The sequence below is a fragment of the Allocoleopsis sp. genome, from assembly GCF_036703385.1.
Taxonomy (GTDB): domain Bacteria; phylum Cyanobacteriota; class Cyanobacteriia; order Cyanobacteriales; family Coleofasciculaceae; genus Allocoleopsis.
Window position 1 is genome coordinate 1 of sequence record NZ_DATNPA010000337.1, and the last position, 25,331, is coordinate 25,331.

Genomic DNA, 25,331 nt, shown 5'->3' on the forward strand with positions numbered 1-25,331 from the left:
GAGGACGCCGAAAGGTAAAGGTGAACGTATCCCCACTCCGCATTACCCGCCACATTTCCTCATACATGGGATAAGAACCCACCCCACTCAACTTCACCCAACCCTTTGCCCTGGTTAACGCCACAAATAGTTGGTTCCGCAACTGGAGATTACTCTCATCCTTCGCCACATTGTCCAGTCCCACCACATACACCATCTCCGCCTCATTCCCCTTAGAGCGGTGGATGCGAGAGATGGTAACGCCACCTTCACACCAAAACTTGTTAGGGTTGCGCTGTTGTTTGTCGGTTTGCAAGATGTTGCAATCTGGGGTGCTGGGAATGTAGATGTCGATACCTTGGGATATCAAGAACTCTGCCACCGCCGTTTCTAGTTTCATCGCCTCGAAACCGGAACCTAAAACGATGACTAGAATCTCGCGACTGGGTTTAAGTCCATCATGGCGGAGATTGTAGAGGATGTATTGGGTAAGGGCAGACAGTTCTTCTTGGCGCGATCGATAGGCCACAAACTCCAACACCGACCCATCCCAAAGTTCCGGCACGAGATTGGGAGAATTTTCCGGTGGGCGTCTCAGGGTAATTTGCTCACCCGGAATAAAACGCCCCGTCACCTCATACCCGATCGCACGCCAATCCTCTGCACGAGTAATCCCTGTCAGCATTCCCCCATAACGCAACAACCCCATGCCAATCCCATGTGCGGCGGTAAGAATTGGGCCAGGAGTACGGTAGCAGCGATGCATGATTTCACTCTTTTTAATGCCCCCGCTATACTGTCCTGTCACCAAATGCCCCAAGTCTTCCCCAAACAACTCACTGGCATTGGGAATCTTTAAGCTTTCCAGGCTTTGCGCTTCATCGTAACCCCAGATTAACCGCCTCTGTTCGGGCTGTGCCGAGTCAACGGGACGTAAGGCTTGATACGCCATCCAATAAAACGGCTGCTTACCCTCAAATTTCAGAGGGTCATCCACAATTAAGTCTTGACCTTCATCAATTAAGATGGCATCATATAGCGTAGGGACGACCGTATTGTGCAATAACTGTATGCATACTTCAGATAAAGCCTCGTTCGGTCGATTACTTTGGGTATCTTCCACAGTTAGACGCTTCACTCCAGCCGCTCGGCAAAGCGTACTATAGAATCCGGGTTGATTTTTCGATCCCCAAGCGTGAAGTACCTGTAATTTGCAATTTTTAGGGTCATATTCTACCTCACCTCCACTAAAGCGTAAGAGCCACTTATTGAGCTGAGCAATGATGGGGTAGTACAGGCTGCGGCTGAAAAAGACAAAGGCAATATCCCAATCGGGATGCTTCAGGTGCATGTGAGCCGCTTTCTGGCACAGCAGCACGGTTTTTCCTGAACCGGCAATCCCTCGAATTCGCTGTGGGCCTGGAGGAATTTCTTTGCCGATGTGTTCTTGTTGTAAGTCAAATTCCGATAAGCGTTGCCGTACTTCAACAAGAACACTGCCACGGGTTTTTCCAGATTGTTGTAAGGGCACGACATGTCGTGCCCCTACCCGTGTGCGAAAGACGGGAGTACCGCTAATGACAGCTTGCAGTAGTTTCCATTGTTTCTCCGTGAGGGTCGAACCTTTGATAATCGGAGTTATTTGCCTGAGTTCCTGGGGTAGGGAACCGCAGACAGAGGGCAAAGGATGCAGATGGTTTTGGAAAATATTCGGTGGGCAACTAGGGAGTTGGTAGAAGCCGCTATCGTACCATTGGTCTTCGGTAATCAGAGGCAGGCAAACGAGGGCGCGTCCACTAACTTTGCGGCGGAGGTAGGGTTCGCGATCGCAATATCCCAACAAGGCAAACAGCTGATTTTCCGCTTGCTCGTAAGGGTTGCTGCTGATGGTGTAGTAATTTTGGAACTCCCAGCGATGACCTCTGAGCGCAACAATCTGGTCAATCGTGACTGACTTAATCTCGATGACAATTAGACCGAGTTCTTGGTCAGCAATCAAGATATCCGGTTCTTTGCGGAACTTGCCGACCTTGGAGAAAATAGGATAGCGCCAGTAGGCAAGACATGTGCGATCGCTAAACACCTCCCGAATTGTATCCCAAACCTGTTGCTCGCTCCCTTCACCACTCTTACTTAAAGGCTCAGTTGTAATAAATTTGCGCTCATGCCCAGCGCTCACTCCCAATTTTCTGGATAGACTCCAATCTTTATCATTGGCGTTTGGAATTGAATTTTCACCTCTCACTCCTCGCTAATCATTGTTATTCCACATTTGACCGATCTATCGATAGAGGCTGAAGCTATACCCATTGATTCATGAATAGCTCAACCTCTTTTTTATAAGATTTTATTATGAATGAATACCTCTTGCTGACCAGTACTCCGCCTGTTGGCTGTCATTGAGTACGGAAAAACCCAACCCCTCCAGGGGTTGGGGTCAAGGATTTATCCCTTATCGCCAAACCTGTTTATTCGTGTTCGTTTGAGCGATTTTCTTGAATTAGATGAACAATAGATGGAATAATAGAAATAACAATAATTCCCACGATTATTGGTATTAAATACTTATCAATTTGTTCTGCTGGAATCACTTTTCCTAGGAAAAAACCCAAAAGTGTAATTCCTAATGTCCACAGGAAACCGCCGATTAGATTGTAAGACATGAAGGTTCGATAATGCATCGCACCAATTCCGGCAACAATTGGCGCAAACGTGCGAACAACCGGCATAAACCGGGCTAACACAAGAGTCTTTTTCCCATGTTTATCATAGAAGGATTGGGTTTTGACCAGATTCTTCTTATGGAAAAACCAATTGTCTTCTTTTTGAAAGAGTTTACGCCCAAATCTATATCCTGTGGCATAGCCGACGTTATCCCCGAGAACGGCGCACACAAAAGAACCAAAGATTAGGACGAAAATATTCAAAAATCCTTGAGAGGCGATAAAACCGGCTGTAAACAGTAAGCTATCGCCTGGGAGGAAGAAACCTATGAGTAATCCTGATTCAGCAAATATAATTCCCCAAACTCCAAAATAGCCCAAATGTTGAATCAGTTGTGGTAAATCAAAATGCAAGATTTTTTCCTCCTGAATGTTAGGGAAAATACCATTTTAAACATTGAAATCCCATCTTTGTAAACCTCTAATTCCTGAGAGTTTATTGCTGCCTAGTTGGACTAAATTAAGTTGACAACCCGCACAGCAAATTCACAAAAATGGGATATTTTCATGTTTCATTTAGTTTGGTCTTCTGCGTTTCGCTTTTTGCCTTTTCCTCACAACCCAAACAATAAATGCCACAATCAGAGCTACTAGCACGATTTTAGACACGGGAGCCAGGTACTCGTCCACCAGCGTATAGTTATCACCGAGTACGTATCCCAAGAACGTTAAGATCATCACCCATAAGGTAGTGCCAAGGGTTGAGTAGAGGATAAAGGGCGCTAAAGGCATATTGCTCATACCGGCTGGGAGCGAGATTAAGGTACGGACTCCCGGCACGAGACGACCGAAGAATACAGCTTTATTGCCATACCGAGCAAACCAGCGCTGAGCTTTATCAATATCCTGGCTTGATACTGTAATCCACTTGCCGTACTTGTCAGCTAAACCCTTTAAACGTTCTTCACCCACCAGTTTACCGGCATAGTACCAAGGGAACGCCCCAAGGATAGTACCAATGACTCCTGCCAAAACCGCAGGCACAAAACTCATCTTATTCTGTGCCACCGTAAACCCTGCCAGAGGCATGATGAGTTCCGAGGGGATGGGAGGGAAGAGATTTTCTGCGAACATCAGTAGACCAATTCCCCAATAACTCAGGGAAGTCATGATGTTAGTTATCCAATGCTGCATAAGTGGGTACTCGGTATTCTGCGAGAGGTTATTTGAGTTGGCTAAAGCAGCCAACTGTTAATCAGATTCAGTAAACTTGTTCTACCCACTAACAGAGCAATCAGGATTGAGGTCAAGAGTTTAACCATTACACTTAGAAAACTTTAAGGAGTGTAAATCCCAAAATTAGCACCCCTAGGAAGCCCCAAGCCAGCCAATCAAAGTATTTTTCGATCCAAACTTTTAGGCGATCGCCCAAAGCAATCAGCAAAACATCTGACGGTATCGGGAAGCAAGAGGATTCGGCAAATGTCAGCAAAAACAGCGCCCAACTGCCATAAGGAGTCTCACTCCAAGCAGTTACCCAGTTGTATGCCCGTCTCAGCATGAGATGACCTTGTTTGAGATTCCGTGATTTAAAACGTTAAATTTGCTCAACTTTAGCAGGTTTTAGCGATGATGAAAATTGGGATATCCTATTCTTCACCACAAGTTTGTCAATCCGTTACTCAAGCTGATCAAAGCTTTATTGCTGATTTGGAATCGTGAATGGATAAATCCTCTTTGTGCCAGTTTAATGACCCTGCCTCTACTCCATCAGGGTGAGGGACAGCCAAGGATACTAGAACCCCCCATAACAAGCGCGATCGCATTAGAGACACCGATCAGGTCAGCAAATATACAAACCGCCACACCCGTCAGACAAATTGCACCATCATCAACCACTAAACCCAACCCGGTCATCAAGATGCCAACTCCTGCTAGGGCGCGCAGTCCAGGTAGCCCAATTATGATGAAAATTGCCGCGATCGCCAGAGCGATCCCCATCGCGAAGCGACCAGTGAAGCTGCTAAAGACATAGAGTAGGCGGGGACGCGAAAACATCTCAATTCGCCGCAGCCAGGGAATTCCCTGCTTCATGACGCCTTGAACGGTCTTCAGCGCGATCGGTTTGTTGACCAATCCTTTGGGTATCCAAGGGCTTTTGGCACCCACAGCTAACTGAACAGCCGACACCAAGATAAGAAATCCAATCGGCCTGGTAAGACCCAACAAGGGTAAGGGTAAAGTCAAAATCAAGCCGAGTAAGGCAAATACCAACCCAAATATTCGCTCTCCACCAATGTTTAGTACATCAGCTAAAGTGACTTGGGTTGGTCGTTTTTCTCCAAAAAAATAGGATTGTAATTCTACCGAGAGTCGATCCATTACACTTAGAAAACTTGGAGGACTGCAAACCTATGGTTAGTACATCAAAGAAGCTCCCCACCATCACCCAATTATCAGCCTGAAATTGCTCTATTTAGAGTCTTATCCACATCGCAAAACTTGCTCAACTCTAGCAAATTTTTCAGGGGATAAAGCCTAGATGGATTCAATTTTTACCACAACTTTGTAAACAATTCGCCCCAATTGATAAAAGCTTCATGACAAATAGAGAATCCTGAATTAACGCTATCAATTAGCAGCTCTCTCTGAAAATTAACAGTGTATGGAACAGCAAAAATACTAGGGTGGGCGTTACCCACCCTAACGGACTAGAACAGACTGGCGGAAATAAATGACCAGCTTGCCAATCTGCCCCCATCCCATAAACGCTAACGATTTAACCTGCTGGTCACTGCTCACTGCTCACTGATACCAGTAGAGTGTCAAGTTTGATTCGATGGGTGCTTATCCTGTTCGTAGTAAGCGCTGTCTTCGCTAAAGCGCTCACTACAAACCTATCAAAACTTGGTTGACAGACCACTAGGTTCCGGAAGTCCAAGAGTTGATGTACTCGGTTTGCTCTGGAGTCAAGCTGTCAATCATGACGCCCATCGCTTGCAACTTCAGCCGTGCAATTTCTTTATCCACTTCCACTGGAATCGAGTGAATTCCTGGTTCTAACTTCCCTTTATTCTTGACTAAGTACTCGCAAGCTAACGCCTGGTTCGCAAAGCTCATATCCATCACCGCGCTGGGATGTCCTTCTGCCGCTGCCAAGTTCACCAAACGTCCTTCGCCTAAAACGATGACGGATTTACCGTTAGGGAGTAGATACTGCTGGGTAAATGGTCTGACATCTTTGACCTCTGTGGCTTTAGCCCCCAGAGACTTGAGGTCAATTTCAATATCAAAGTGACCGGAGTTACAAACCATTGCCCCATCTTTCATGACATCGAAATGTTCGGAGCGAATGACGTGCTTATTCCCTGTCACAGTGACGAACAAGTCACCTTGGGGTGCAGCTTCTGCCATTGGCATCACGCGGAAGCCGTCCATGACCGCTTCGATCGCTTTGGTTGGGTCAATTTCTGTAACAATCACATTAGAACCCAGTCCACGCGCCCGAAGAGCAACGCCTTTACCACACCAGCCGTAACCGGCAACCACAACGGTTTTACCCGCTAACAACACGTTGGTAGCGCGGATAATGCCATCGAGGGTGGATTGACCGGTGCCGTAGCGGTTGTCAAAGAAGTGCTTGGTGTCGGCGTCGTTGACGTTCATCGCCGGGAAGCTGAGAACGCCGTCTTTGAACATCGCACGCAGACGGACAATGCCTGTGGTGGTTTCTTCTGTGGTGCCAATAACATCAGCAATTTGGTCTTGGCGTTCCTGAATCAATGTAGCAACAACATCGCTGCCATCATCAATGATGATGTTGGGTTTGTGGTCAAGAGCCGTGTGAACGTGGCGAGTATAGGTTTCGGCATCTTCGCCTTTGATGGCAAAGACAGGAATCCCGTAATCAGCAACCAAACAAGCGGCGACATCATCCTGGGTAGAAAGGGGATTGCTGGCAATCAGGACGGCGTCAGCACCACCCGCCTTCAGAGCGATCGCTAAATGAGCGGTTTCAGTCGTAACGTGACAACAGGCGACTAACCGAATACCTGCAAAAGGCTTCTCTTGGGCAAAGCGATCGCGTATTTGCCGCAACACTGGCATTTCCCGTCCTGCCCATTCAATACGTTGTTTTCCTAGGGGAGCTAGGGACAGGTCTCTTACTTCGTGCTTCGGCTGAGTGGAAGTTGCAGTCATATAGTTTGATGAGCTAACACAACAAGCGTCTAACTAGATTAACCTTTATCACTTTAGTTGACTGACGCTCGGCTATGAAAAAATGTTCTTCTTACGCCTAAAACCAAGTTACTGCAACCTCTAAAGGCGATCACTCAGCGAGGAGGATACCCAAAAGAGCGATCGTAATTTTTTTATTAATTCCGTCTGGCAGGGAAATTGAGGGGGAAAGAAGGCGTTCTCCTGGGGTTGAGACGGGGGAGAGTGATTTCCTACCTGAGGCTCAAGAGCCGAGGTGGATTTGAACCAACGCGAAATTCCATAATTTAGCTAAATATATTAGTGCTGTTCAATTCTTTTTCAACTTAGCATAAGCTCGTTTTTTCAGGTCTCTAATCCGTAAGATGAGTTTAATTTGATCTGCACCCGATATGCCATAAGTTTCAGTGAGGCGTATCAGGTCTGCAACTTCTTTTTGAGTAAGGGCGGCTGTGTCTGGAATGTGTGCAGCTGAGCTACTCCTGCCCTGTGTATTTTCGGCTTCAAACATCTTTCAATTCCCGTTACTGATTATTTACTTCTATGGCTTTGGCGTTTTTTCCCCGTCAGTCTCTTCGTCTCTGGTTGCAAATCCCCTTCAACAATAGCGGCGGTAATCGCGAAAGCTCCAAAAAGAATAGAACCTACAATGATTGGCATTTGTTTAATTCCAACGGTTGATAGTTTCACTGTAGAAATCTTTGAGTTGCTTTAAAGGCTGCACTATGCAACTTCTTGCAAATGACTATCCGTTTTTCATAGCTTTAGGCCAGTTCTTGGGAGTTCCCAGTATTTTTTGGTGGACAATCTGCCAACTGGTACAAGCCCACCTACTTCCTCGGTGTTCAATTTTGAAGGGCTGATGTTACTTCTGTTTAAAGCCGTTAGTTATCACTTAGAAACAAAAGCTGCTTCTTTACACAGCCCAGCTAATCCTACCCATTCTCTCTTTAGACATAGGAATCCAGTGTTTGTAAAGATAAGTTAAGCCTGGATAACGCCATAGCGGTATCTCCAGGGTGTCTACCTCCAATATCAGTACTGATGTACTATAATAGAGGTGGGATTTGACCGTCAGTTAACGTCTGAACCCCTGTAAATAGAAGGTTTTTCCTCCATGACGAAGCACTTCATTCTCAGCATCAACCCCAATGCCCAGTATGAATGGGATCAGTACATCTTGCGCGACCCTCTGACAGCCGGACGCCCAGATTTAGCCAGTTTGATTGCTGAAGCGGTGGGAGACGAGACGGGTTCTTATTTAGTGGCTGTCAATATTGAAGTTACAGTCTTGGAAAAAGCACAAAATCTGCAACCCGCGAGGGTTCCTCTAGATGTAGCAACTGCTATCACCCAGACACGTCCAGAGGAAATGGTGGCTTGAGCAAAGGGATTGATTGCTGTTTGACAATCTCCGCCCTAGAACATCAATTCATTAATGGTAGGGGCAACCCCCCGTGCTTGCCCCGTAAGGGTTTCGGGGCTTTTCCCGGAGGCAGGAGCCCCTACGAAAAATCATCGCTTCGGCGATTACTGAATCGGTGTTCTAGAAGTGCGGAGATTCTTGGTTCATAGACTTAACTTGCGTAAGCCTGGATTGCTCCAGCCAGAGTAGAGGCTAAATCTCCCGTTTGCGTTAGCTCTCGCGAGCCGATAGGCTAGCGTGCGCGTTAGCGCCACACATTATTTCCAGGGTGACAGTAAGATTCGGGATGAGATTAGGTTACCGTTTTCCTCGCTTAACCTTTAAACAAAGGGTTTCCAACGAGGTTTTATGATGAGTGAACCATTGAAGGTACAGTTTCAACTAATTGCGGAAGCTACGCCTGTAGGACTGGCGATCGCAGAAATTGCCACGGGTCAATTTTTGTATACCAACGAGCACATGGGATCATTATTTGGACTGTCTGCTCAAGCCTTGCTGAATTATCGCTCATCTGAGTTTTATGCAAATGCCAGCGATCGACAACAAGCACTATCTCTGCTGGCGAACCAGGGACAGTTTCAAGGTGAAGTACAATTTCGCCGCTTGGATGGAACGTTGTTTTGGGGGTTACTCTCGTTGCGCCCTTGTCGGTTTCAAGGCGTCAATACCCTGCTCATTGCCCTTTATGACACTGACTATTGCAAGCAAGCACAAGAAGGCCAGCGTCTGCGTTATGAACTTGCCATCAGCGATGACGAACACCATCAAATTTTGAGCAATTTGGGCATTGAAAATCCAGATTTGCTTGACCCAAATAAACAAAGCACCCACGAAGACTGGTTACGGCTCGAAAGCTACCGCGAGATGGTAGAAGTGACACTAAACCTGTGGCATCGCCGTCCAGCTAAGGGGCTAGGAGCAGATTTGCTAGATGTGGTAGGGGGTATACGAGAGATTGAGTCGGTTCAGGATTTAGCGATCTGAGGATAGCCCTGAGGATGAACAAGTGCTGCGATCGCTCAAACGGGAGTATGCCATTACTTCTGAGGAGGAAGAGCAGATTTTCAAGTCTTTGGACAATTAAACCTCTTGCAAAAATAGCTAGGACGGGCAAGATACCCATCCCACTCTTAGCCTTTTTTCTTGTGGGGTAGGCGTCCCGCCTGTCCCAGAATTTGATGAAAAGGAACGCTCTTCAAGAGGTCTATTCTTGCCGTGCGGGAAGTATCCATCAAGCAGCCAGTTGCTCCTCCTCTACCAGGGAAACTTCTGGTGATTTTGTAGGCATCGGGAAGAGTAAGCGAAACGCCTCCTGACGCTGGCTGGAGGATTCTGACGTATTATTCCACAGCGTTTCGTAGAAGAAGAACGACACCCCAGCAAATCCTCGTTGTCGCACCGCCTCAACTTGCTTCTGAATCTGTGATAGAGAAACGGGTTTATTTTTTAACCCGCTCAAAATGCCGATTCCGGTTGGGATATGACTTTTTGCTGCCTTAAGTTCAGGTTGATCCAATTCCCGAATGAAAGTGTCGAAGTTGTCTCGATAAATCTGCACAATCAATTCCTCGACCAAGCCACGCCGTTCCCAAGTCGCCCAGTCGGCTAAAAAGAATTGATAGGAGTCTTTTTGGGGGTTAGGAGAAACCGCAACGATCGCATCCTTTTTGCGGTCTTTAATCGCCCGGAACAACTGTGCTAGGAAATCCGTAATTTTGTTAGCCCGCCAGCGTACCCACTCTGCATCTTGAGGGTCAGCAGGGGGAGCTTTACCTTGGTGTTCTTTCTTGTACAACTGTACCGTGTAGGCATCATATCCAAAGGCAGAAGGTAAGCCGAAGTGGTCATCCAATTGAATACCATCAACGTCATAGTTGCTCACCATCTCAACCATTAAATCTTTGATGAACTGCTGTACCTCGGGTTGGAAAGGATTGAGCCAGACGCGCTCATCTTTTCCTTCTTTCCAAATCTTTCCACCTTTGCTATTTTGAGTGAGCCAATCTGGGTGGCGCTTGGCTAATTCCGAATCAGCAGGTGCCATGAAGCCAAACTCAAACCAGGGAATGACTCTCATGCCTTTTTGATGTCCCTGCTCGACCATCTCCTTGAGCATATCTCGCCCTTGTGTCCCTAAGTCTGGGTTAAGAGAGGAGTCTAACGGCGTCACCAGTCTCACTGCCTTCCCGGTAGCCTTTTGTGCTACCTGGCTGGGGTAGAGGGTATAGCCCCAATTCCAGACAGTAGGGTAGACCGTGTTGAAGTTCAGCTCTTGCAGGCGCTGGATGGCATCGGTTACACTCTGGCTGGAAAAGAGCACATTGCTATCAATATTGGTTAGCCACACCCCTCGTAACTCGGCTTTTGCCGTATCGGGCGATGAGGTTTCGACTTTGGCAATGTACTGGGAAGGCACAAGCCCTGCTGTTTCAGTGGCTTGGCACAAAAAAGCCGAAACATCTGCGCGACTTGCGGACTGATCAGGATTTAGAGTGCGAACATTGGGGTAATTGACAACTAGCTGCTTTTCAGTGGCAGCGGCGATCGCACCTCTGGAATATTCAGGAATTCCGACGGCATCCGCGAAAGCACCATTCAATGTGTCAGCAGCAGGCTGAGTCGGTACATACTTCAACCCACTTGCCAAAGACACTAACGCCTGCACGCGGGGAATCTTTTGATTGGGTTGGAAGACACCCCCCGGATAGCCAGCGATAAATCCCGCTTGGTAAGCCTTGCGAATGGCATCACTTGCCCAATAGTTAGTCGGGATATCCGTAAACTTTCCCCCCGTGCGAATCGCAGGGGCATCCGGGAAAGCTTTACCCAGCATGGCGGCAAACTCAGCCCTGGTTACTGATGCATTCGGCTTAAAAGTACCATCCGGGTAACCGCTGATCATCTGCTTCTGTATAAGTTGTTCAATACAAGGTTGTGCCCAATGTCCTTGGATATCACTCAACCTTGTTTGAGAAAGAGCTGCCGTTGGCTTGAAGACTGTTAGTGTTAAGCCCAAGATAAATAGAAATACAAACCACGCCTGACGCCCAAAAGCGCGGCTAAAAGACACAAGCCCGTCTGCACAAGCTTCTAAAAACTTTTTGAGAAACCGCTTCATAGGTACCGAACTAGATATAAAACTATTCACGCCAGCATCTTGGACTAATCAGGATTGACTTGACTAGCAGGGTAAAGGTTGCAGGACAGACAGATAGCATTGCAAAAAACCCAGCCGTGAGCAACTGGGGATTACCGATGTGGCTCAAAACGCGATCGCTTGCACTGCCAAGCAGAACCCGTATGGTAGGGCGGTACACTACACTACTGCAAAGAGCGCCGTTTCGTCCGGCATAGCTAATGCTTCGCGGCTATACACCATGCTGATGCAAACGCTCACCATGCTGGCGATCACCAGCTGGCTACTGCTGATCAAGTAAGGGTCTCAATTCTTCAAGATTATGAAGGTTTTGTGAAGGAAAACCTTTAACGAATTTTAAGATATAACATAACTTCAGCTTATGTATCCTACGCTTTTCGTCATCAGATGGATATAATTTATTAAGCAATTATTAATACTTTGAACAAGAAGTCAAGCTTTATACATTTCCTTTGAGCTTTACACCATGTGAGTAGTTACATCTATCAGTTTTTACAACACTACAACAGATAAAATCTTGATGAAGTTAGGGCTTTACATGAGATTTCTCATGTAATAAATTCTAGTATTTGTAGGAAGTTGTACCTGGGCTAGGCCAGCCAAAAGGAAGGATAACAATTACTGTCTTTTACGTTGAGTTTACTGTCTTTTACGTTGAGTATAGGTTTCACAAATTTGTTACCTATTCAACTGGTGAGGATGGGCGAGTAAGGATCGGTTATATGAAGGTTGACAGCTGGGAAATTTTTACATCACCCTTCTGGTGGAATTAAGAAACTTTGTTACCTGTCAAAATTTTTGTAGTTCACTTATCGATTGGAGCAGCGTTTCACTCTTCCCATCATACCCAAAGCGACAATCCAGCTTTAGAGGCTGTTTTTAAAGAAAGGCTGAAGGCAGCCGGGCAAGAAAGTCTTTAAGTTGTGTACTTAACTTGTGATCTTGAGTGGTATCGACTCGTACAGTGGCGGCAAACTAAAGATTAATTATTGGATGGTGCTTTGATGAGCTTCTGCTTCACCAAACAACTTAATGATTATTTTACAAAAATCCTCTTACTCTACACTCACTTCCACGGCTCTAAATGGGTCGCGCACCAAGCTGTTTCAAGGCAAAGGCTTGTCAAGCCTGGCTTAGCTCCTCCTTCCCCCCTGGATATGCCGAAGCCTGTGTTGGTCAGCTCGACTAAGATGGGAGATTTCTGTGAAATTTTAAGTTTTATTACACTTGTAGGAATTTCTCGCTCAGCTGAGTGTGGTCTCAAACAGCAAAGGTTGGGCAAGCACAAGAGGTGAGGAGGTCAACAAAATGCCTCAGACCAAAATCAATTTAGTAAGCCATTTGGTGTTTTAAAATGACGGATAACTATACCTCAGAAAATGAAAAATTGGAAGATTTATTGGTTTGCAACCAGCGATCGCTCCAAAAACTGGAAAGAGCCATCCAAATGTCTCAAGGTCAGTTTTCACTGATTTTGATGTGCTGCAACTGCTCATCAATGCGGCGACGAATGGTGAAACAACTGTCAAAACAGTGTTCCATTCAAATCCAGGAAATCATCCTGCATCCATCGGTTAACACCCTATTTACAACGATACTCACAGCGATTGAAGAGCCGCCACCGCCAGCTTTGATGGTTTTTGGTCTAGACTCAGTCGTAGCGATCGAGCAAGTATTAACTGCAACGAACCTCGTGCGGGATGAATTTCCCAAGCACTTTCCCTTTCCCCTGATTTTATGCATCAATGATGAGTTGTTGCAAAAGCTGATTCGACTAGCACCTGATTTCAAGAGTTGGGCGGCTAACCCGATTCGATTTGAAGACCCTAAAAGCCAGTCCCTTGATATGACACCAATCACCGCCTAATGGCGCTAGGAATCCGGCGAATAAGGTTCCTGTTGGCTAAGAAAGGGGCTGGGAAAGTCTGAAGTGTGGAATATAACTAACGCTCCTGAGCTTTATGTACTCTTAGGCGGGTTTGAGATGAATAAACTACTCCTCGGCTCCGAGATGTTGCCTTTTGCGGTAGATTGATCTTATAGAGATTTTTACGTAGCTGTTGCTCCTGACGCTTGAGTTCCGCAATCAAGGCAGCATTCTGGATGAGGGTACTCCCGTGCTTCTTCGGGGAATTTTTCTTAAGTTTTTGGGCTAATTCGTAACACAATTGGCATTTTTCAAGGATTTTTAGAATCGAAGGGGCAAATTTAGCAAACTTTTCTTCATCCTCTTGTGTAAAGCCATTTCTATCAATTGTGTCTAATAAGTCATGTTCAGGGTTATGGTTCGGCTTTAATTTGTTGATTAATTGCACAACGGCAACTAAATCTTTTTGCTTATTCAATAGAGGCCAAGCCAGCATAGTGTAAGTACGGTATCCCGTTCTCTGATCAGTTCTCTTCGCCTCTTCAGAGCGCGGATCGTCGTAGACATCGAAAGGAATATTGATAACTTGCAAGGAAGTAGCAGCTAGACTAGCAATGCCTCTATTGGCAGGGATGTCAATCAGTAGACAGCCCCCCTCGCCATCGTCTGCAATAATCGTGCCGAGTACTTTTGTTTGATTATCCAGTAAAAAAATGCTGGTGCGATCGGCTCTTAGTAAATCCCCCGCTTTTCGAGTGATGCGACGCAGCATTTCGCAGAGAGTACCAACAAGCTCACTGATTGCCTTGTCAACATCATCAGCTCCCGCAGTGGGTCTACGGAGAACAACCGCCTCATCAGATTTTGTCGGCTTCGGCGGGGAAGTAACCGGAGCTTGTGGCTCCTCTAGACCAGAGATTTCCCGCCAGTTCATTCCCAAAAACTGACAAATTTCTATAAAATTTGTACGGTTAACGGGTTCGCCTTTAAGGAAAAGATTATCGATAACGAGCCGCAGAGACTGACCTAATGTCTCAGCTACCTCTTGCTCGCGTCCATCACTCTTACGCTTCCAAGCTAAGTTAACTTCTTGGAGGTACTTTGACTGTACACTATACCACATAGCCATGTCTGAGCATCGGAAAGTCTCTCCTCATTTATCATAAATTAGAATAGTCGCGTAACAAAACTATAATTTTATCCAAAAGTCTTTATTAGAGTGTAGAGCCGTGGCACTCGTTAGCCTATACTCTCCTTAATATTACCGAGACAGTCTAAAAATGTTTGAATATTCATGGGCTCGGTGCTTCATTGAATTGAAAATCAAAGATTCTCTGGAGCCTGCGTGGTGGGATAGGCGCAGCGCTTAGCGTAGCAGACGCTTGCCGCTATCGCTACGCCAAGGTGCGCTATGCTGCTTGGGCGATAGGCAGACTTTGTTTGTATAGCCCCAGAATTTTATGCTGTGGGCGATAGGCAAACTTGAATCTGCGATCGCATTTTTTCTAAGGCAACTCTTTCAACACTCCTGCCAAAATCTCAAACATCTGATCGATGTGTTCTTTCTGAATCATTAACGGTGGAGACAAAGCGATAATTTCTCCTGTGGTGCGAATGAGTAACCCCTTGTCAAAACAACGTTGAAGACAATCCATCCCCCGTACCCCAGGCTTTCCGGGTATTGCTTCCAACTCAATGGCAGCTACCAGTCCCAAGTTCCGCAAATCGGTAACATGAGGCATTCCCTTCAGGGAATGCACAGCATTTTCCCAGTAGCTAGCGAGATGATGGGCATGGGCAAACAACCCTTCCTCTTCATACACATCAAGGGTTGCTAACGATGCGGCACAGGCGAGAGGATGCCCGGAATAGGTGTAGCCGTGGAAGAATTCGATCGCATTTTCTGCCGCCGCATCCATAAAGGTGTCGTAAATTCCTTTACGGGTAAACACCGCCCCCATCGGCACCGTGCCATTGGTAATACCTTTGGCTACGGTTACCATATCTGGCACGACACCAAAGTACTCCGTTGCAAAACTGGTACCTAGACGCCCAAAGCCAGTGATGACTTCATCAAAAATCAGGAGAATACCGTACTTGTCACAGATAGCACGCAGGCGTTCCAAATAGCCCACAGGCGGAATCAGCACCCCCGTAGAACCTGCAACCGGTTCGACAATCACTGCTGCAATGGTTGAGGCGTCGTGTAGGGTAACAATTCGTTCTAGTTCATCTGCCAGGTGTGTGCCCCACTGCGGTTGTCCGCGAGTAAAGGCGTTATGTTCGAGGTTATGGGTATGGGGTAGATGATCGACACCGGGCATCAAGCTACCAAAGAATTTGCGGTTCGGTGCGATACCACCCACAGAAATGCCTCCGAAACCGACGCCATGATAGCCCCGTTCCCGTCCAATCAAACGCTGACGTGCCCCTTCACCGCGTACTCGATGATACGCGATCGCAATTTTCAGGGCTGACTCTACCGCCTCTGAACCGGAATTGCCGTAAAACACATGATCGAAATGTCCTCCCGGCATCATCTGGACTAAGCGTTCCGCCAGTTCAAACGCACCAGGATGCCCCATCTGGAAGGGAGGCGCATAATCGAGGTGGGCGACTTGTTTTTGAATCGCTTCAACAATTTTGGGGCGACAATGACCAGCATTTACACACCACAGTCCCGCCGTGCCGTCAAGGATTTGACGACCCTCAGGGGTAAAGTAGTGCATATCTTTTGCAGCGGCGAGTAAGCGCGGCTTGGCCTTAAATTGACGGTTAGCCGTGAAGGGCATCCAATAGGCTTCGAGATTGGTAGACACCGATTTTGCTCCATGAGCGCAAGAGTGAGACTTTACATTTTATCTGGGGAGTGCGATCGCTCCAAAAGGCAGCGCTTGCGCGATCTGCGCTTTGCTGCTTACGCACCATGCTTCCCTTCGGGACGCTTCGCGAACGCAAACGCAGCAGCGCTTCGCTATCGCGATTGCTAAAATACATCCGTGCCGTGTGGGTGAAACAAACAATGTATGGCCTATAGCGACTTCACAACTCTGGCTAAAGTTAGGGAAGCTTTTGAGTTAATGTTGGAAGAACCTAATGACTTATTTGTTGATGTGCCAGAGGTTTTACCGAGTGCCTATCTCCAGAGTACATTAAGTGAAAATGTTTCTCTGGCAACTGCTATCAATACAGAAAAAGCACGCGCCGAGTTAATTATTGCTCCTGTCTTATTAGAAGTTAGGCGTAGATTTAATTTCCAAATTGGGTTTTTCTCTGGTTCAGAATTCAATGTCGAATCAGAAACTGGATTAACTGGATATTGTGATTATATTCTCACTGCTTCAAAAGAATCGTATGAAATTCGGACTCCCGTTATAACGCTGGTAGAGGCTAAAAATGAAAGCATTAAATCAGGCTTAGGACAGTGTATTGCTGAGATGGTTGCTGCCCAGATATTTAATCAACGCAATGGAGAGCCGATTGCAAGTATTTATGGATCTGTGACTACGGGTACTGATTGGAAATTTCTCCAGTTAACTGATAAGACGGTATTTATTGATAAACGAAACTATTTTATTAATGAAGTCAATATAATTTTAGGAATTTTAACAACGCCTTTTAAGATGTTTCATTCACTTCAGGATTGAGTTGTTAGGGGTGATGGATGTTCTCATCCTAAATCGGCAAGTCTAAAACCCGAAGCTTCGAGATTCAAGCAAGGCTTTCGTGCTATTACAAACTCGATACCGTTCCTCGAATATTGGGGTATCTCAACCTTCAACGAGAACGATTCCGCGACGATTTCAAAATTTGCTTTGTCTTCCTTTTACCTAAATTTGCCCTCAAATACTTTATTCGTCGTGTTCCTGATTTTTTTGACTAGCGTTCTGGCGTGTTGGACTTTGCCACTAATCCAGAATCAGTGCAGCAAGAATCAAGCCGTATTGTTCAGGAAGGAGACTACGAAGAAGATGGGCGGTTTCAGGCGTTGATAGATGGCTAAAAGAATCGCAGGTGTAATTACTCCTCAGCCACTCAAGAACTGCTCAAACTCTCGCAGCGCCACACTAGAACCAACCTGCCAGCCTCTATTCGCATACTGCGGTAATAGAGTTTTGATATCGCGCTCAGGGAAATGTGGACTGGTTTGGCATTCCTGATACTGCTTCCCATCAAAACAATAGATGAGCAAGCGATCGCGGCGATAAATCCATACTTCCGCAATGCCAATTGCTTGATAGTCTTCTACTTTGGTTGTTGAAGTCAAATCAATCTCAATTACCAAATCAGGTGGTGGATCGTTTTCCAGATCGATACGTTCTTTCCCTAAAATACGCTCCCGATTCTTGATATAGAAACAATAATCTGGCTCTACTCCTTGCCGATTGACGCGTCTGAGGGTAATTGGTGTGAACGCCTCCCAATCTTGTCCCTGATGTCGCAGCACAGCCTTCACTAAATCTGCCAACATATCAGCATCTTTACCATGCCCTGGCAGTGGCGACATAATTCTAATTTCTTGGGTAACGCTGTTGTATCGTATCCTTAGCCCTGCCTTATCCTGACGACGATCTAGCAAATTCTCATAGTCTTGCCAAGTTCGGAACCGTAAGATTAGTTCGTCGCCCGGAGAAAGGTCAATTCTGTCTTGGGTAATAGTGGGAAGTGTCATCTACCTCACCTTTAAAGTTCGTAAACGATTGAGTGCAGCAGCGAGTTCAAAGCGGCGGAATAAAACTAAATCTCCTTCGGGCAAGTTACTGAGAATATCTAATCCCTGTGACTCAATATCTGCCATCACCCGATCCAAAATCTCTGGCAGTGTACGATGCCCGTTGATATATTGCTCCTTAGCATAGACAATAGCAAACGCGATCGCTCTCAACTGCCCTCTCTCCACAATCTGCTCTACCGCAGTTAAATCAATCTCTTCAGTACCAAATACCACCTCATCCACATCCCGGACTTTTAACTTGACATCGCGCTGACCGCGACTGGGGTCTATACTTTCGGGTAAAGGGATACGCGATGTAATTTGCCCGAACGTTTCGCCGCCTTCGGGGGTGCGTTCTGTTTGGTTAGCTAGAGCGATCGCTTTCGCTTTTTCGGTAACATCAGCAGGTAGGAAGTTTTCCATTGCAATCACTGTATCCGCTACGTCAAAGTAATCGCCGCTACCCCCCATAACTAAGATGGTTGAAACGCCGTAGTCGGTATAGAGTTGTCGCACCTTATCGATGAACGGTGTAATGGGTTCCTTGTCTTTGGCAATCAACTGCTGCATTCTGCGATCGCGAATCATAAAGTTAGTCGCTGCCGTGTCTTCGTCTACCAGCAGTAACGTTGCCTCCGCTTCCAGTGCCTCCATGATGTTTGCCGCTTGGGAAGTACTACCACTGGCATTTGTAGTGGAAAATTGACGGGTAGAGCGACTTTGAGGAAGCTGGTTAATAAACGGCGAAATGTCCACACTGGCAATACTACGTCCATCCTCAGCGCGAATCTTCATCGCCCCAGGATGAGTAACCACCAGTTCACGCCCATCCTCAGGAATGTGGTTGTAAACCCCTAACTCAATGGCTCGGAGTAAAGTAGACTTGCCATGATAGCCACCGCCGACAATCAAAGTGATACCCCTGGGAATCCCCATACCAGTGACTAACCCGCGATTCGGACAGGTGAATTCAACTCGTAATGTTTCTGGAGATTGGAAGGGGACAGCGTCCGCGAGTAAGGGGCGATCGTCAACGCCACTGCGTCGTGGGAGAATTGCCCCATCGGGAATAAAAGCAACTAGTCCCCGTTCAGACAACTGTTGACGCAACCAGTCGGCATCTTCAACCGTTTCTACTTGCTGCTGAATCTTTTTCTGATTCAAGTAGTGATACTTGAGCGCTTTGTCAACGATTTCGGGGATATCTTCACATAACATTTCTACTGCCTGACGCCCCAAGATGCTACGTCCTCGCGCTGGTAAGCCAACAACAAAGCGAACTTCTACGAATTCCTGGGTAATGAAAGCTGAGGTGCGATCAACAACCGATTGTCCAACCTGAACAATAGCAATTAGTGCACTCTTCCCAGTTCCTCGCCGACTGCTGAGTTCCTGTGCTACTTTGTCAAACTGACGAGTAAGGTAATCGCGTAGGGCAATTTCTCGGCTGCGGGTTTGATAGAGATTAGGGGGAAAATCAGCAACGGACTGTGGGATTTGCACCCGCAACTGGCTGGGACTGGCAAAAGGGTCGCCTTGGACGCGATCAATAATTAGAGTAAAGTTAGGGAATTTGTAGCGCCCTTTAATATCCTTGTAGCCTTTGTAGCTGCAATTATCGAGTTGCAATAACATCTGTCGCAAATTCTCGCGATTTGTCATGATACCAAATTAGCAACCTGCGGAAGATGGGCTTAAATAAACTAGTCAAAGTACTGATTTTTCGTGAATAAAGGAGAAATAATAAATGTCCAACTTGCCATGTATGTTCCAGCGAACTCACTTGAATAGTCAGTACTGCTATCTGGAACAAACCAGTCAGGCATAACTTTTTGTTGTAGGATTTTTTCTTCCAAACCTAGCTGTAGAGACATGTTCTCATAAACAATTTTTGCAGGGGTCGTTTCCAGCATTTCTTCTAGTAAATTGTGTAACCATTTCGCTCGAACAAACAAACTATGAGCTGGATGATTACCATAGTTAAAGCCTATAATTATGACGAGATATCCTGTGTTCTTTATTATCTTCTTGAGACAAAATTGAATAATTTCCTGTTCATCCTTGTGGTGTTGGGTTTCTTTATCAACGGTATGAAATATCATTCCGGATAGCACGACGGCATCAAACTTTTTATTTTTAGCAGCAAGTTTTTCTATAAAGACAGATATATCTTGACAAACAAAGGTTCTGTTGGGATAGAGATCTAAACAGTATTGAATTGCATATTCGCTGTGATCTAGCCCCACATAGTCACATCGAGAAGGTAAATATTTGAGCAAAGCACCATTCCCACACCCCAGATCCAGCAAAGAGAAGGGTCTTTCTTTAAAAGCCTCTTCTAGAAAATAAACTGTTGGTGTATAGCGAGTGGCATTTTCCGGCTGTTCAAAGTAGGAAAAATAGTCAGACTTAAAACGCTCTTCTTCAGACAGCTTGCGTTCAGGGTATTTATCTTCCATATCCTAAGGATGTTATTTTAAAACTACTATTTTACCTAAATTAGGGGGTATAGAGACCCTTGAAGCAATTGGCGGCAGTCGCTTCAACTGACAGCAGCGGTTGCTCGTGAAATTAGTAGCGGCTACTTCCAACTTTTCAGTCTTCCAGCCTAAAATGATGAACCAGGTTGTTTGAGAAAGTCTACTTCCTCCGGAGTACTTTCTCGACCCAATATCTCGTTGCGATGGGGAAAACGCCCAAAACGTTCGATAACTTGGAAGTGACGGTGAGCATAATCGACACTACTTACACATTCGGGCTCATATTTCAACGAAGAGAACAATTTGATACACTCGTGCTGATCGCGTCGGTTTTCACTGTGTTCAAAGGGTAGGTAGATGAACTGGCGTTGTATAGGCAGCAATTCTTGATCAAAAGCTTGAGCCACGGCGTATTTGGCGTAAGCCAAGGCTTGGGAGTCAGTGGCAAAGGCTTGGGGTTGTCCGCGAAACATATTGCGAGGGAACTGATCGAGCAGGATAATCAGTGCGAGACAGCCTTGGGGTGATTCCTTCCAGTCGTCCAGTTCACCTGCTGCTGCCTTTTGGTAGACTTGCAAAAAGCGCGATCGCACCTCTTGGTCAAACTCTGGATTTTTGATAAACCAGACCTTGCGATGTTTTCCATAAACCGCTTCCTCTGGCTTCCCAAACCAAAAGTCTAATATTTCATTAGCTTGCAACATTTGACTCCTAACTTGCCCATCAATCAGGGTAGAACTACTGTTGGAGTTTTTTGGTTAATTTTCTTTAACGTCATAGCTTTGACACAAAAAATACACACAAATGCCTTGCCCCTGTGATAAATATATTTAGTCTTATTAGCTGTTATTCTTAACCTTACTTGAGGAAGGCAAAAGTGTTGGTTAATTCTCGAAATATCGGTTATCGCCCTTGGATTACTGGTTTAGCACTGTTTACGGTTCTAGCTCTCGCTAGCTGCGGGAAGAAAGCGGATGAGCCTACTGCCAGTAACTCTCCTAGTGAACCGACCGCTGCACAATCGTCTACTCCTGCTGCTAGGATTACACCGTCTGAGGAACCCAGTACGACAGCCACGACTACACCATTGAAGGAGCGATCGACGACATCTACTACTAAATCAACGAAAGAATCAACTACGACGAAGTCGTCTAAAAAATCCAACTTACCTAGTTCAACTCTATCAGCCGAGGCTGAGAAACTGGGTGTTAAGCCGACAGGAACTGATTGTCCCAGTAATGCTCCAGTTAAAGGCAACCTTAACAAGAAGGGTAATAAAATCTACCATGAAGCTAAGGAGTCAGGCTACAAACAAGTTAAGCCCGAAATTTGTTTTGCAGATGCAGCCACAGCACAAAAGGCTGGCTTCCGTGCCCCCAAAGCAGCTAAGTAATTGCTCATGAATTGTGTATACCACAATGCATGATGCTTTTTATTCCTTGCTTTGCGATCGCTAACGCTGGTGCAGTAGTCCATCACTTAGTAGCTGACAAGGTAAAGCTGCAACATCTACTATTAGTCCGAGTCTACAATTGATTGAAGACCTCGGACTAATCGCTCAATTCCTTCTACTACCGTCTCTTTGTCCAAGGCACCGTAGGCAACCCGCAGATAACATCCATGATTCATGCCAAAGGTTGTACCGGGCATCACCGCCACCCCATGTTCCTGAATTAGTCGTTCTGCCAACTCAAACGCACCTAGGTGAGTGTGAACCTTCAGCAGAAAATAGAACGCGCCATCAGCAGGGGCAATGGTACATAAGCCTTCTAAGCGTTTCAAGGAGTCTAATGCTAACTCTCGCACAGATGCGATCGCCTCAATCTTCTCTTTACAGTAGTTAGCCCCCACCTGCAACGCCCCTAACGCCGCATACTGGGAGATGACTGGGGGACAAATCAGAATCGTATCCTGAATTTTCTTAATCGGCACCAGCAGGTGTTCTGGAATCACCATATACCCGATACGCCAACTGGCAAAACCATAAGCTTTGGAGAGCGAGTATAGGGAAATGGTATGTTCGTGACTGTGGGGAAATGCTCCCGGCGAGGTATGTTTCACCCCGTTGTAGGTAAAGTATTCGTAGGCTTCGTCGCTGATGTGGTAAATTCCGCGATTGCGACAGATATCATTAACATCTCGCAATGCGGCTTCCGGATACACAGCACCCGTAGGATTATTAGGTGAAATTGTTACAATGGCTCGTGTTCGTTCTGTAATGGCTTGGGCGATCGCATCCGGACGTAACTGGTAATTTTCATCCGTTGCCACCAGTACTGGACGACAACTTGCCATCACAATCGCCATTTCGTGGTTGAAATAATAAGGCGTCTGGAGAATAATTTCGTCACCGGGGGAGGTGATGGCGAGAATGGCATTCATAAACCCCATATTGCTACCTGCTGTAACAACAATGCAGTTTTGCCCATTCACCTCGATGCCGTTATCCGTTTGCAGTTTTGCCTCAATGGCAGAGAGTAAGGGTGGAATCCCTTGGATGAGTTTGTATTTATGATTTTCGGGATCGGCGAGGAACTCCGGTAAACGTGCGATCGCTTCTGGGGGTGGGCCATAATAAACAACACCCTGCCCCAAAGAGATCGTTCCAGGGTGGTTGCGAATCAGTTCGCCAATAATCGGGATCAGTGGCGACTGCACCGCCTGCATACGAGAAGTTAGGGTAGACATTCACCTGAAGAATGAAGTGTAACGACAAAGTCATGGCGATTGAACTCTAGAGCGTCAGTCCATTACTCGTTATTGACAATAGCGACATACTGATGAAGGAGGACGCTTCTCTCTTTAGATTGATTTTGTAACACAAAAAATGAGGCTAACCTCCAAACAGGAACTCTTTAAACTCAGGAGTTATCCCTCTATGTCTATTAGATCTTTATTAAATATCCCGTTAGGCAGTTGAATTGCCCAGATAATTTCTCAGTACTACCCTCATTTCACTGTCACTGGATTTTTCTGAAAACCTGTGTTTAAGTATCTTCCGCCTCTCAACGAGCACAACCTTCCTTATCCCGATACCATTCACCCAATCGTGGTGCATTTCGTGATTGCGATGGTGCTGTTTGCAGTGTTTTGCGATCTCCTGGGGTATTTCACAAAAAATTCCAAATTGTATGAAGTCAGTTGGTGGAACCTTGCGTTTGCAACCGTTTCTATCTTCATTTCAATTATTTTTGGGCAGATTGAAGCCGGCCTGGCAGAACCTTACGCTGCATCGGTTTCAACGCTGAATGTCCATACAATTTTAGGCTGGTCGCTCTCAGCAATTCTGGGAATCGTCACTGCATGGCGCTATGTGATTCGGTTGCAGGAAAGACCACAGTTACCCATTCCTTACCTGGCAGCGAGTGTGCTGCTAGTTGGCGTCGTTTGTGTTCAGACATACCTGGGCAGCTTACTCGTGTGGGTTTATGGCTTGCATACGATTCCTGTCGTAGATGCAGTTAAAGGAGGTCTGTCATGAATCCAGACCTGTTGAAAGAGTGGAGTAGTTTGGGCGTTAATGGGTTGCCTTACATAATTCCCATCCATCCCAACTTGGTGCATCTAACGCTAGGGTTATTTATCGTAGCGATCGCTTTTGACATCGTAGGGGTGCTGTTTCCCTTGGACAAGGCGGCGTTTAAGTTTCTAGCGATTCCCGTTACCCGTTCGTCGCTGTTCGATGTCGGTTGGTATAACCTGCTGGCATCTGCAATCATTACCTTTTTTACGGTCATGGCGGGTTTGTTTGAAGTTTCTTTGGCTGTACCGCTGGCGGATGTCACCAGCGCCTGGGGGCTTCATGCCCTGGAAACGATGATTCTACACGGCGTAGGGGGGGTGCTGATTTTGACCTTGATTGTGGGAATGACCGTTTGGCGGGGCTTTCAACGCTATCAGTGGCGCAAAGACATGGCAAGACAGGTGCAGTGGAGTTATCTCGCTGCTGGTTTATTTGTTTTTGCTCTGATGTTTGTGCAGGGAACGCTGGGCGCACATTTGGGTGCTGAGTTCGGCATTCACGTTACAGCCGATCAAATGCTGCACTTAGGTGGAAATCCTAATCAATTGTAAGGCAATGGGTAATGGGTAATGGGTAATGGGTAATGGGCAGCAGTAACCATCGATCTTGCCTTCTGCCTTCTGCCTTATCCTCTCAGTTCACTGTTCTAGATATGATGCGATCGCTGTCATGCTCAAACTCCGCGCAATTCTAATAATGACGGTCTATGCCATCTTGGCCGCGTTGGCTAGCTTGTGGATGGCGAAACAATCCTATTCCTGGTTTCCGCCAGAAGCGGCAGCAGAAGCAAAGTTGCAGGATGATTTATTCAGTCTCTTCACTGGGTTAGGGACATTCATTTACTTAGGTGTAATTGGGCCTTTCCTCTACTCGTTGGTCTTTCATCGCGCCAGTAAGTATGACATGAGCGATGGCCCCCCTATTGAAGGCAATACCTGGCTGGAGATTGTCTGGACGGGAGTGCCATTGGTTTTGGTGTTAACGCTTTCCTTTGTCAGCTATCGGACTTACGAAAAAATGGCGGTGCGAGGGCCGATGGAACTAGTGCATTTGCACATGCCTGAGATGATGCAATCTGCTTACGCTGAACCCTTTGATAGCACGCCTCAGCAGTAAATTCAGAATGCAGCCCAAACTGCTCCCATTGAACAAATTGATGTAACCGCTAAGCAATGGGCATGGATTTTCCATTATCCAAAACAGAATATCACCAGCACTGAGTTACATTTACCAGTCGATCGCCGGGTGCGCTTCAGGTTGCGATCGGAGGATGTCTTGCATGGCTTTTACATTCCGGCATTTCG

The 25,331-nt window shown here is 46.3% G+C and carries 26 protein-coding genes; 9 read left to right on the top strand and 17 right to left on the bottom strand.

The features are described from left to right. The 8 genes from V6C93_RS16660 to V6C93_RS16695 all read right to left on the bottom strand — a co-directional run. On the bottom strand, positions 1-2,158 hold a 2,158-nt coding region (locus tag V6C93_RS16660; RefSeq protein WP_333477790.1), incomplete at its 3' end, for a DEAD/DEAH box helicase. A gap of 289 nt (positions 2,159-2,447) precedes the next feature. Beyond that, a complete protein-coding gene (locus V6C93_RS16665; RefSeq protein WP_333477791.1) occupies positions 2,448-3,056 on the bottom strand; it encodes a DedA family protein in 609 nt (202 codons plus the stop codon). Between the two features lie 162 nt (positions 3,057-3,218). Then, on the bottom strand, positions 3,219-3,836 hold the full coding sequence (locus tag V6C93_RS16670) for a DedA family protein (RefSeq protein ID WP_349262740.1): 618 nt from the start codon (positions 3,834-3,836) through the stop codon (positions 3,219-3,221). 133 nt (positions 3,837-3,969) lie between these two features. After that, a complete protein-coding gene (locus V6C93_RS16675) occupies positions 3,970-4,203 on the bottom strand; it encodes a hypothetical protein (RefSeq protein ID WP_333477793.1) in 234 nt (77 codons plus the stop codon). A gap of 209 nt (positions 4,204-4,412) precedes the next feature. After that, positions 4,413-5,024 carry an exopolysaccharide biosynthesis protein gene (locus V6C93_RS16680; RefSeq protein ID WP_333477794.1) on the bottom strand — a complete coding sequence of 204 codons (612 nt, stop codon included), beginning with the start codon at positions 5,022-5,024 and terminating at the stop codon, positions 4,413-4,415. A 540-nt stretch (positions 5,025-5,564) separates the two neighbouring features. After that, positions 5,565-6,842, bottom strand: coding sequence for an adenosylhomocysteinase (gene ahcY, locus V6C93_RS16685; protein ID WP_333477795.1), 1,278 nt, complete (start codon positions 6,840-6,842; stop codon positions 5,565-5,567). A 328-nt stretch (positions 6,843-7,170) separates the two neighbouring features. Then, on the bottom strand, positions 7,171-7,371 hold the full coding sequence (locus V6C93_RS16690) for a hypothetical protein (protein ID WP_333477796.1): 201 nt from the start codon (positions 7,369-7,371) through the stop codon (positions 7,171-7,173). 20 nt (positions 7,372-7,391) lie between these two features. Then, entirely contained in the window at positions 7,392-7,520 is a 129-nt protein-coding gene (locus tag V6C93_RS16695; protein ID WP_333477797.1) for a hypothetical protein, read from the bottom strand. 457 nt (positions 7,521-7,977) lie between these two features. On the opposite strand from V6C93_RS16695, the gene V6C93_RS16700 reads away from it, so the two are divergent. Together V6C93_RS16700 and V6C93_RS16705 are read left to right on the top strand one after the other, a co-directional pair. Further along, positions 7,978-8,244, top strand: coding sequence for a hypothetical protein (locus tag V6C93_RS16700; RefSeq protein WP_333477798.1), 267 nt, complete (start codon positions 7,978-7,980; stop codon positions 8,242-8,244). 390 nt (positions 8,245-8,634) lie between these two features. Then, positions 8,635-9,270, top strand: a complete 636-nt coding sequence (locus V6C93_RS16705) for a PAS domain-containing protein (RefSeq protein WP_333477799.1) — start codon at positions 8,635-8,637, stop codon at positions 9,268-9,270. A gap of 247 nt (positions 9,271-9,517) precedes the next feature. On the opposite strand, the gene V6C93_RS16710 is transcribed toward V6C93_RS16705, so the two are convergent. Further along, a complete protein-coding gene (locus V6C93_RS16710; RefSeq protein ID WP_333477800.1) occupies positions 9,518-11,404 on the bottom strand; it encodes a glycoside hydrolase family 10 protein in 1,887 nt (628 codons plus the stop codon). A gap of 59 nt (positions 11,405-11,463) precedes the next feature. On the opposite strand from V6C93_RS16710, the gene V6C93_RS16715 reads away from it, so the two are divergent. After that, positions 11,464-11,640 carry a hypothetical protein gene (locus tag V6C93_RS16715; RefSeq protein ID WP_333477801.1) on the top strand — a complete coding sequence of 59 codons (177 nt, stop codon included), beginning with the start codon at positions 11,464-11,466 and terminating at the stop codon, positions 11,638-11,640. Positions 11,641-12,797: 1,157 nt separating this feature from the next. Next, positions 12,798-13,310 (top strand): hypothetical protein, encoded by a 513-nt coding sequence (locus tag V6C93_RS16720; RefSeq protein WP_333477802.1) that lies wholly within the window; start codon positions 12,798-12,800, stop codon positions 13,308-13,310. 76 nt (positions 13,311-13,386) lie between these two features. Here the strand turns inward: V6C93_RS16720 and V6C93_RS16725 are convergent, their stop codons facing one another. From V6C93_RS16725 to V6C93_RS16735, 3 genes are all read right to left on the bottom strand, one after another. Beyond that, complete coding sequence (locus V6C93_RS16725) at positions 13,387-14,439, bottom strand: GAF domain-containing protein (RefSeq protein WP_333477803.1); 1,053 nt, start codon at positions 14,437-14,439, stop codon at positions 13,387-13,389. 376 nt (positions 14,440-14,815) lie between these two features. After that, positions 14,816-16,102, bottom strand: coding sequence for an aspartate aminotransferase family protein (locus V6C93_RS16730; protein ID WP_349262742.1), 1,287 nt, complete (start codon positions 16,100-16,102; stop codon positions 14,816-14,818). Further along, complete coding sequence (locus tag V6C93_RS16735) at positions 16,086-16,307, bottom strand: hypothetical protein (protein WP_333477805.1); 222 nt, start codon at positions 16,305-16,307, stop codon at positions 16,086-16,088. Before V6C93_RS16735 ends, V6C93_RS16730 begins: the two co-directional genes overlap by 17 nt. 29 nt (positions 16,308-16,336) lie before the next feature. Here V6C93_RS16735 and V6C93_RS16740 point away from each other — a divergent pair, with 29 nt between their 5' ends. Next, on the top strand, positions 16,337-16,957 hold the full coding sequence (locus V6C93_RS16740) for a hypothetical protein (protein WP_333477806.1): 621 nt from the start codon (positions 16,337-16,339) through the stop codon (positions 16,955-16,957). Between the two features lie 380 nt (positions 16,958-17,337). Here V6C93_RS16740 and V6C93_RS16745 read toward each other — a convergent pair whose 3' ends face one another. The 4 genes from V6C93_RS16745 to V6C93_RS16760 form a co-directional block, all read right to left on the bottom strand. Continuing rightward, positions 17,338-17,982 carry a Uma2 family endonuclease gene (locus V6C93_RS16745; protein WP_333477807.1) on the bottom strand — a complete coding sequence of 215 codons (645 nt, stop codon included), beginning with the start codon at positions 17,980-17,982 and terminating at the stop codon, positions 17,338-17,340. Then, entirely contained in the window at positions 17,983-19,686 is a 1,704-nt protein-coding gene (locus V6C93_RS16750) for an ABC-ATPase domain-containing protein (protein ID WP_333477808.1), read from the bottom strand. It abuts the gene before it with no gap. A gap of 41 nt (positions 19,687-19,727) precedes the next feature. Beyond that, complete coding sequence (locus V6C93_RS16755; protein ID WP_333477809.1) at positions 19,728-20,483, bottom strand: class I SAM-dependent methyltransferase; 756 nt, start codon at positions 20,481-20,483, stop codon at positions 19,728-19,730. A gap of 149 nt (positions 20,484-20,632) precedes the next feature. Continuing rightward, the gene (locus V6C93_RS16760) at positions 20,633-21,208 is read right to left on the bottom strand and encodes a DUF924 family protein (protein WP_333477810.1); all 576 of its coding nucleotides are present in this window, start codon (positions 21,206-21,208) and stop codon (positions 20,633-20,635) included. A gap of 176 nt (positions 21,209-21,384) precedes the next feature. Here V6C93_RS16760 and V6C93_RS16765 point away from each other — a divergent pair, with 176 nt between their 5' ends. Further along, positions 21,385-21,897 carry a hypothetical protein gene (locus V6C93_RS16765; protein WP_333477811.1) on the top strand — a complete coding sequence of 171 codons (513 nt, stop codon included), beginning with the start codon at positions 21,385-21,387 and terminating at the stop codon, positions 21,895-21,897. 122 nt (positions 21,898-22,019) lie between these two features. Here V6C93_RS16765 and V6C93_RS16770 read toward each other — a convergent pair whose 3' ends face one another. Then, positions 22,020-23,192: a pyridoxal phosphate-dependent aminotransferase gene (locus V6C93_RS16770; protein WP_333477812.1), complete on the bottom strand. Its 1,173-nt coding sequence runs from the start codon at positions 23,190-23,192 to the stop codon at positions 22,020-22,022. Between the two features lie 295 nt (positions 23,193-23,487). Between V6C93_RS16770 and V6C93_RS16775 the strand changes: the two genes are divergently transcribed. The 3 genes from V6C93_RS16775 to V6C93_RS16785 are packed head-to-tail and all read left to right on the top strand — an operon-like array spanning position 23,488 to position 25,143. Next, positions 23,488-23,985 (top strand): DUF2231 domain-containing protein, encoded by a 498-nt coding sequence (locus V6C93_RS16775; protein ID WP_333477813.1) that lies wholly within the window; start codon positions 23,488-23,490, stop codon positions 23,983-23,985. Further along, positions 23,982-24,578, top strand: coding sequence for a DUF2231 domain-containing protein (locus V6C93_RS16780; RefSeq protein ID WP_333477814.1), 597 nt, complete (start codon positions 23,982-23,984; stop codon positions 24,576-24,578). Before V6C93_RS16775 ends, V6C93_RS16780 begins: the two co-directional genes overlap by 4 nt. A 55-nt stretch (positions 24,579-24,633) precedes the next feature. Then, complete coding sequence (locus tag V6C93_RS16785) at positions 24,634-25,143, top strand: cytochrome c oxidase subunit II transmembrane domain-containing protein (RefSeq protein ID WP_333477815.1); 510 nt, start codon at positions 24,634-24,636, stop codon at positions 25,141-25,143. Positions 25,144-25,331 lie beyond the last annotated feature (188 nt).